General features: G+C 37.1%; 10 protein-coding genes and 1 pseudogene. 1 reads left to right on the top strand and 10 read right to left on the bottom strand.

Going from position 1 to position 8898, the window contains the following annotated elements; genetic code table 11:
• Nucleotides 1-42: 42 nt before the first annotated feature.
• The gene (locus RT405_RS08915) at nt 43-1236 is read right to left on the bottom strand and encodes an MFS transporter (RefSeq protein WP_313469162.1); all 1194 of its coding nucleotides are present in this window, start codon (nt 1234-1236) and stop codon (nt 43-45) included.
• A gap of 127 nt (nt 1237-1363) precedes the next feature.
• On the opposite strand from RT405_RS08915, the gene RT405_RS08910 reads away from it, so the two are divergent.
• Entirely contained in the window at nt 1364-2251 is an 888-nt protein-coding gene (locus RT405_RS08910) for a LysR family transcriptional regulator (RefSeq protein ID WP_313469161.1), read from the top strand.
• 91 nt (nt 2252-2342) lie between these two features.
• Here the strand turns inward: RT405_RS08910 and lepB (RT405_RS08905) are convergent.
• The 9 genes and pseudogenes from lepB (RT405_RS08905) to RT405_RS08865 form a co-directional block, all read right to left on the bottom strand.
• Nucleotides 2343-2864, bottom strand: a pseudogene (lepB, locus tag RT405_RS08905) (signal peptidase I).
• Between the two features lie 156 nt (nt 2865-3020).
• Nucleotides 3021-3563, bottom strand: a complete 543-nt coding sequence (gene lepB, locus RT405_RS08900; RefSeq protein WP_313469166.1) for a signal peptidase I — start codon at nt 3561-3563, stop codon at nt 3021-3023.
• Between the two features lie 114 nt (nt 3564-3677).
• The gene (locus RT405_RS08895; RefSeq protein WP_313469160.1) at nt 3678-5132 is read right to left on the bottom strand and encodes a S41 family peptidase; all 1455 of its coding nucleotides are present in this window, start codon (nt 5130-5132) and stop codon (nt 3678-3680) included.
• A gap of 126 nt (nt 5133-5258) precedes the next feature.
• Entirely contained in the window at nt 5259-5975 is a 717-nt protein-coding gene (gene deoD, locus RT405_RS08890; RefSeq protein ID WP_313469159.1) for a purine-nucleoside phosphorylase, read from the bottom strand.
• A 28-nt stretch (nt 5976-6003) separates the two neighbouring features.
• Entirely contained in the window at nt 6004-6228 is a 225-nt protein-coding gene (locus RT405_RS08885; protein ID WP_313469158.1) for a YozE family protein, read from the bottom strand.
• A 4-nt stretch (nt 6229-6232) separates the two neighbouring features.
• Nucleotides 6233-6748: a peptide-methionine (S)-S-oxide reductase MsrA gene (gene msrA, locus RT405_RS08880; RefSeq protein WP_313469157.1), complete on the bottom strand. Its 516-nt coding sequence runs from the start codon at nt 6746-6748 to the stop codon at nt 6233-6235.
• Nucleotides 6749-6782: 34 nt separating this feature from the next.
• Entirely contained in the window at nt 6783-7403 is a 621-nt protein-coding gene (locus tag RT405_RS08875) for a YpmS family protein (protein WP_313469156.1), read from the bottom strand.
• Between the two features lie 34 nt (nt 7404-7437).
• A complete protein-coding gene (locus RT405_RS08870; protein ID WP_313469155.1) occupies nt 7438-8277 on the bottom strand; it encodes an SGNH/GDSL hydrolase family protein in 840 nt (279 codons plus the stop codon).
• Between the two features lie 52 nt (nt 8278-8329).
• The coding region (locus tag RT405_RS08865; protein ID WP_313469154.1) for a DegV family protein at nt 8330-8898 on the bottom strand (569 nt) is incomplete at its 5' end.

Genomic DNA, 8898 nt, shown 5'->3' with positions numbered 1-8898 from the left:
ATACATATTCAGATGTTTTTAAATAACAAATTATTTTTGATACTATACATCAATTGATGTTTCAAAATCAGTATTGAGAATTTTTTTATTATAAATAAAGTAAAGCCCAACAGCGAACAAGGCGAGACCCGCCATGCTCAAGTAGACACCGCGATAACCGATGATTGGTACCAACGCACCTAAGATCGAAGGACCGATGCCCACGCCTGCATCTACAATCGCTAAAAATGTGGATGTTGCTAATCCTACGCGATGATCAGGAGCTGCTTTGATTGCGATTGTTTGTCCACTAGATAAGAACGTTCCGAAACCGGCGCCAATAAAGACCGCAGATAACAACAACATAAACCCATTATGTGCTCCTCCCATTAAGAATAATCCGATCATAAATGAGATAAAAGCAGGATACATAACGAAATTCTCGCCTTTAGTATCCAACCACCGTCCAGCAATAGGACGCGATAATAAGATAGCAATGGAATAAGCAATAAAAAAGAAGCTGCCTGCAGATACCAAGTCTAACTCTTTTGTATAGGAAGTTAAGAAGCTGACAATACTTGAATAACCAAAACCTAACAGTGCTCCGATCAGTGAAATGGGTATCGCATTTTTTTCTAAAAAGCTGTGAACTGAAAATGAGGATTTGCTTTGTGTTGCAGGGGTATATGTTACTTTTGGCACACGTAAAATAAACGCGCCCAAGACACCAAAGACTAACAACAAAATAGATAAACTAATAATTGAGTAGAAACTCAAATGCCTAACCAAAAACATGCCCAACATTGGACCGATGGCTGAAGCCATTGTTGTACTTAATGAGTAGTAACCGATTCCTTCTCCCCGACGTTCCATTGGAATGATTTGAGCAACAACAGTCCCTGTTACAACAGACGTAGCACCAAACCCGATTCCATGAAGAAAACGAACTAGATATAAGAACACTAAATTATTCATTTGGTAGTAAAGAAATGAAGAAATAAAATAAATAGCTAATCCAATAAATAGCATCCGTTTATATCCAATCTTTTCAACGACACTTCCTGTAACGATTCTGGCAACCAACGCGCCTACGATAAAGATTCCTACTGCACCGCCTGCTTGGCTAGGCGAAGCTCCAAGACTATCCATTGCATAATCGGCCATAATAATCATTAATAAATAATAGACTAAATAGGTCATAAAATTAATTAGTGCAACCATTACAAAATCTTTTGTCCATAAATTTGACTTTTTCACGAAAAATCCTCCTTATATTTCCAAAAAAAAATATTTTTTGGTGTGTTCTATTATATCATCGACAATATATAATTTAAAATATATAATAAAACATATATTCATTCATTTTAGCTATAAGGAGGTTTCCATGGAATTACGCCAATTGCATTATTTTCAAGTTGTTGCTCGTTTTGAGAACATGACTATAGCAGCAACAGAGCTGCATATTGCTCAGCCTTCTCTCAGCAAATCCATTGCGGCTTTAGAACAAGACTTAGGGGTTCGTTTGTTCGATCGAATTGGCAAGCGAATTGTACTCAATGATTACGGAATGATTTTTCTTACAACAGTCGAAAAAATATTTCGCACAATTGAAAATAGCAAGCACGAACTTAGTCATTTAGTCGAAATAGAAGAAAGAAGCGTAGCGATAGGTGCTTCTTCTTCTCGTTTCCTACAAGATTTATTTCAAACCTATTTTATCAGTCATCCTGATCAGCGCTTTAAAATTTCTCATATCACACAACAAAAGAAGTTAGAACAAAAGCTTTTGGATGGCGAAATTGATTTAGGAATCTTTTACACACCAACTGACCATCCAGAAATTGAGAGTAAACCGTTATTAACTGAAGAAATATTTTTAGCCGTTCCTCCGAACCATCAATTGGCTAAGAAAAAAAGCGTAAACTTAAATGAAGTAGCAAATGATCCGTTTATTAGTGTAACAACTGATTATTCATTTGCGAAAATGACAAAGTTGTTTTGTCATGAAGCTGGATTTACACCTGATATTGCTTTTGAAATCGAAAGCTTTGAATTTATTCTTAAATTGGTACAATCAGGATTGGGATTAACGTTTGTTCCAGATTCTTGGAGACGTGCTAATCATTCTACTCTATTGCCCTTATTGAAAATCGACGCTCCCATTTGCCAGCGGACCATTTGGATCTCATGGATGAAAAATCGGTATCAAACAAAAGCCACTAAAGAATTTAAAGAGTTTTCATTAAATTATTTTGGTTTTCAGCAAGGGTGAGTCAAAAGGAAAAAGAGGATGCGACAAAAGTCGCGTCCTCTTTTAGGTAAGGAGCATTGTACCTCTCCCTTTTTAATAAATCTTTTTTCACTTAATGATTGACCATTCCAAAATCTTTTAACGGCCAGATGCGAATATCCGTTGTTCCTGTGATTGTGTCAGCATCAACAAATCCAAAGGAACGGCTGTCTTTCGAGTTCGTTCGATTGTCTCCCATCACAAAATAAGAATCTTCTGGAACTTTTTCCATACCAGTCACTGAAGCTAATGTGAAATTATCCGTCAGTACCTCTCCAGGTGCTAGGTTTGCTTTCGCTTCATCTAAATAAGGCTCCTTAACAGCTTCTCAATTAACGTACAGTTGATCATCCGTTACCATTATTTCGTCACCTGGTACGCCAATAACACGTTTGATGTATTGTTTCCCGGGATCATCAGGTGCAGGGAAAACAATCAGGTCAAAACGTTCTGTTTTTTCGATTTTATTTAAAATCAGCCGATCTTGATCATGCAATGTCGGGTACATCGACTCTCCATCCACGCTTACGGGCACAAATAAAAAATGTCGAATAAGTAAAAAGATGATCACTGCTATAATAATATATAAAAGCATACTGCCCGCTTCTGACGCCCAGCTTTTTTTCTGATTGTCTTCGGGTTTCTTTTCCCCATTATGACGAATACGTCTAGCTTCAAAAGACTCTGTTTGAGAATCTCGTCCATCCGAATAAGTTGTTTTACTCATTAATTACCACGACCTTCTGCTAATTTATTGAACAATAGACAAACGTTGGAACGGAAAATAAATCATTGATGTTTCACCGATAATAGCAGATGCAGGTACGGAACCGAAATAACGACTGTCATTACTTGACCTACGATTATCTCCTAAAACAAAATATTCGTCTTTAGGTACCACAATTTTACCTGTCAACTCTTCTAATGTAAAATCAGAAGTCCATGAACCGCCAACATTTTTCACAAAATCATTTTCTAAAAAAGGTTCTTGCACTAATTTATCGTTAATATACAATTGATCATTTTCGTATCTTAACGTTTCATTAGGTAACCCAATCACTCTTTTAACAAGGGTCCGATTGGAAGCATCTTTAAAAACGATTAAATCAAAACGATTGATATGATAAATTGTTTTCACAATAATTTGATCATTCGGTTGAAAAGTCGGCATCATGGAATTTCCTTCAATGGTCATTGGCAGAAAGACAAAGTTTCGAAAAAAAGCTGTCAGTACCACTGCTAATAAAAAGGGTTTAAACCAATTCCATAACTGGTTCTTCCCAAACTTATCTATTTATCTTTATCATACAAGAAAACAGCAAAAATAACTATTTATTTCCAACGGTTATTCGATAAAAAAAGGAAGAAGCACTTACTCATCTTCCTTTTTTATCCTTACGGGTTTCGATTAGTTCTCTTTTAAATAATCTAGCCCTTTTTTATATTGTGTATCGTTATCTTTTATCAAATTGCGCAGACTTTCGATCATTTCTGCAGTTGTATCTCCAGTCACTACACCATCTTCATCCAGTTGGTGATCGGATTGAAATTGTTTTACCGCTGCTGTCGTTTTTTCATCAAAGTAACCATCAGCTGATCCAACAGAATAGCTTAAAGCATCCAGTACTTGTTCGATATTTTTTACTTCATCTGAAACATCGCCTGCTTTGTATTCCTTCGTACTGTCGATGACTAATAGTTTTGTATACGCAGGTAATTCTACCGGTAGAGTGGGTTCGATGCCCTTTTCATTGATCCATTCGCCTTTGGGTGTTAGCCATTTAGCAATAGTCAACTTTAATTCGCTTTTATCTGAAAAATCTGCAACCGTTTGGACGGTTCCTTTACCAAATGTTTTCGTTCCAATGATTTCAATATTTGCTGATTCTTTTAAAGCACCCGCTAGTATTTCCGAAGCGCTGGCACTCCCTTCATCTACTAAAAGAACAGCTGGTTCTGTGACTTTAAAATCACCCATCGTTTTGTTATCTGCCACAATTTTAACTGCTTCTTGGTCTTTTTCTTGTGTCTGCATAATAACCGAACCGTCTTTCATAAACATATTAGAAATACTTAAAGCAGCATCTAATAATCCGCCCGGATTTTGTCTCACATCAAAAATAAAAGATTTGGCGCCTTTTGTTCTCAATTCTTTTACAGCCGTCACTATTTCATCATAAGTCGGGCTTGAAAAGCTGGTAATCGCAATATATCCGATCGTCGGATCCGTTTCATCTAAATTGTAAACCACTGTTTCTACAGGAATTGTATCGCGTGTAACAGTGACTTCAAATGTATTGTCGCCTCTTTGAATCGTTAAAACGACATCGGTTCCTTTTTCACCTCGAATAAAGGATACGGCCTCATTTAAAGCTAAACCAGATAAATTTTTATCGTCTGCCTTTAAAAGAATATCATTGGGTTTTAAACCCGCTTTTTCTGCAGGCGAACCTGCTATTGGAGAAACAATCATAATGGAATCTCCTTGTTTCATTACTTCTGCACCAATACCTTCAAAAGAAGCGGATATCGTGTCATTTAAGGAAGTGGATTCTGAAACATCCAGGTACTGTGTATAAGGATCCCCGACAGCATCTACCATACCAGTCAATGCACCTTCGATTAATTTATCTCCATCAACATCTTGATAATATTTGGTTAAAAGCTGCTGATAAACAGCTTCTATTTTAGAAAATTCTCCGCTATTTTGCGTCGTCTGTTCATTAAGTGGAGCTTTTTGTTCATTTCTTTCTGTTATAACATAGGTAATTCCAACTGAAACCACAGCTACAGCTAACAGCGACATAAGATAAGTTCCTATTTTTATGTTTAGTTTCTTTTTCTTTTCTGGTTCTTCCTGCATACTGCAACTCCTTTCATAAGCGAATAGAATAAAAAGTGTATTTAAGCGATAAGTTTGCATGGCTTCTTATCTAGTGGTAGAAGTAAGAGGAATATTTTTCTTCCACTTGTATCTATTTCTTCATGATTAATTTTCTTTTAATTTCAATGCTGCTTCAAGTGCCACGATCATCATATCATTAAACGTACGCTCGCGTTCTTGTGAAGACGTTTCTTCTCCTGTCAGTAAATGATCACTGATGGTTAAGATAGCCAATGCTTTACGGTTGTATTTTGCTGCTAAAGTATACAGACCTGCTGCTTCCATTTCAACAGCAAGGACTCCATAATCGGCTAATTTCTTTTTATCTAATTCTTCGTTATAAAAGCGATCTGCTGATAAGACGTTTCCAACTTTTATATTCATCCCTTTTTCCATCCCCACTTCATAAGCGGTTCTCAGCAAATCAAAATTTGCTAAAGGAGCAAAATCCACTTGGTTATGGAAAGTGTGCCGGTTAATACTTGAATCCGTTGTAGCGCCTTGAGCTAACACAACATCTCTCACTTTAACATCCATTTTCATTCCGCCAGCAGTACCGACGCGTATGAGGTTTTTAACCTGGTAACTCGTGATCAACTCTTCTGCATAAATCATCATAGACGGTAATCCCATACCCGTTCCTTGAACAGAGATACGTTCTCCTTTATATAACCCCGTATAACCGAACATATTCCGTACATTATTGTATTGCTCTACATCCGTTAAAAAAGTTTCAGCTATATATTTTGCCCGTAAAGGATCTCCTGGTAATAAAACCGTTTCAGCGATTTGTCCTTCTTTTGCTTCAATATGCACACTCATTTTAGCTTCCTCCTAGTTTAGTAATTTGTTAGGCTTGGTCTTTTTCGATGTATCTTTCCCAAGCTACATCAAATATAGTCATTTCTGGTAAATAGTCGCCATTTAGTTCTAAATATTGGCTGATTTCTTGGTAGTTCTCTGATTGTTTAGGAAAACCTACATCTAAATATACAGCATTAGCGAACAAGGTAACTGCATCTTTTTTGTGAGGATCTCTCTCTGTCATCAAGTAATGGTAAAACGAACGTCGCATAGTACTATTTCTCCTCCTTAGCAGTCATATAATCTTTCCGTTCTTGCTGTTCTTGTTCATAACGCACTGGATGATGCCGGTAAAAGTCTTGATGTGCTGCTTCTGCCGGATAAAAAACAGCAGCGTTTTCGATTGTTGTCACTATCGGTTTGCTGTAACGACCGCTTAACTTGAGCTGCTCTTTCGATGCTTCTGCAGCCGCACGTTGTTCCGCGTTCTTTACAAAAATAACAGGTCGATAATTGTCTCCGCGATCCTGAAATTGACCCATCGCATCTGTTGGATCTGTTTGGTTCCAATAAATTTCCACCAATTGTTTATATGAAATAATCGATGGATCAAAAGTAATCTCTACTGCTTCTGTATGTCCAGTAGTTTGTGTCAGTACTTCCTCATAAGTGGGGTCCATTGTATGTCCGCCTGTGTAGCCTGATACAACACTTTCAATTCCCGGCTGCTCATCGAATGGTTTTACCATACACCAAAAGCAGCCTCCCGCAAAAATTGCTGTCTCTTTCATACTTTCTCCCCATTTCTGTCTTATCGATCAGTTATTAATCAGCCGGTAAGTAAACCGTTAGACGAATATCATCTTCTGCTAAGTCAATTTTGTTAGCTGAAAAGTGTATCCCGCTCTTTAAATAAAATTCATTCAAATTGAAGACAATCAATTCTTTTTGACTATTGATAGCCACCCATTTTGGTACCTTTAATTGATCTTTTATCATATTCATCGCAAACGAAATCGGTAAATTTAATGTACCGACAGAAATGTTGGTAGCTTTAAATTGTAAATTGCCATTTTCCATCACAAAAGGTTCTAAAAAGAGTGCAAATTGCACATCATGACCAAATAATTGAAAAGTCCCCTTTAATTGTGCCTGGTCTTCTAGACTAAATTCAAAGTCGACTTGGTCGTTTGCAAGTTCTTCATCAATGTATTTTGTGACTAATTGATTCAGATCTTTTTTATGAGCTTGGATTTGAAAAGCCATTTCATCTGTTCTTGGTTCCTCAATTGTAAGATTCGGTTCTCCTTGAATGACCGCCGTTAATTGGCTGAATACCCAGATCACGGTGCCTAATACAATTGAAAGCAGAACAAGAAAAGCCCATTTCCAAAAGTTTGGCGTTGTTTTGTTGATTGGTTTGTTGTTGGTTCTTTTTTCTTCCATACTAACTTCCTTTCTTAAAAATAAGAATCACTGCTCAATCTGCAATCTTCCGGGTTTTTATAAGCGCTTGGTACAATTCATCCGCCATCAATTCATAGCCTTGATCATTTGGATGAAACAGGTCCTCTTCATACAATAAAGGATTATTAGCTGGTTGGTCATCCGTTGAACCGCCAATTGTATCTGACGGCGCTGTCTGTCCATTCAAGTCAAATAACTTACTTAAGGAAAGATAAGTCGCTTGTTCTTTTTCAGCTAGTTGTTCAGTTTCTTCATTCCAAGAATCTAGCACTTCCTGCATTTCAGTCACTTCAGGAAATAGATACGCATAAGGATTGTAAATACCAAAAATATAGACTTGCGCTTTTGGATTCAGCGAGTGAAATTCTGTTAGAATAGCTGTTAAATTTTCTTGATACTTTTTTTTCGGTTCAATAAAACTGTCTTGGTTTATTTTCAGCTGTTCTCTTTTAAAGGTTTGAATCAGATCGTTTCCCCCAGCAGTCAATACAATAACCGTTGCTTTTGCCAAGTCAGAACGTACATCTTCTTGTTGTTTGATTCTTTTTAAAATTTGGTCACTGCGTTCGCCGCTTACCCCATAATTTTTTGTCGTTACTTCTTTGATACCGGTTGTTTCTCTTAATTGGTTGGCGACCAAAGGAACATACCCTCCATTTTGTGTACTGTCCCCGACTCCTTCTGTTAACGAGTCACCTATGGCAACTAAATAAACCGATTGATCCATTGTTTCTTGCTCTTGCTTTTTGGCTTGTTCTGTTTTGTTTAAAAAAAAGTTTAAACTTTGGATAACGATGAACGTTCCCAACGCCACAATCACACACATTAACAAAAAAGAACGCAGTTTTTTCATCGTCTTCAACTCCATTTTTTATATTAAAACATTTATTTTATCTTTTCTTGCTTTATTTTGTATAATAAATAATCGCATAAGCTCCTTTTCCAGTATGCGTAGCTATAACGGGACTTGTCTGATCCATTGTCATCGGAACGTCAGGCATCGCCTTTTGAAAGTCTTCTTTTAATGCCGAAATATAGTCATAATCAGCCGCATGTGAAAAAGAGACTTCCATTACGTCTTCCATTTGAGCTAATTCTTCTTTCAGCTTTTGGTTCCATTTATTGATGGGCTTCATTCCTCTGCCTTTAACTCGGCTTTCTAACTTACCCTCAACCAGTTCAAAAATTAATTTCATATCGATCAAATTAGAAACAGCTCCGACTACTCGGCTGACTCTTCCACCTTTAACCAAGTTTTCCAGTGTGCGCACACAAATAAACAAACGGGTATTTTTTCTAACTGTTTCAATATGATTTAAAATGGTTTCTTTATCTGCGCCGGAAGCTGCTAGTTTTGCGGCTTCAAGGACTTGAAAAGCTAATCCTCGATCGGTAAATTTACTGTCAACGACTGTGACGGCTGTTTCCGTCATTTGAGCCGCTTGTCTAGCCGCATTAACTGTACCGCTTAGGG

The organism is Carnobacterium sp. (assembly GCF_032094055.1).
Taxonomy (GTDB): Bacteria; Bacillota; Bacilli; order Lactobacillales; family Carnobacteriaceae; genus Carnobacterium_A.
The sequence above is the reverse complement of the archived record's forward strand: the minus strand, read 5'-3'. Positions and strand labels throughout refer to the sequence as shown.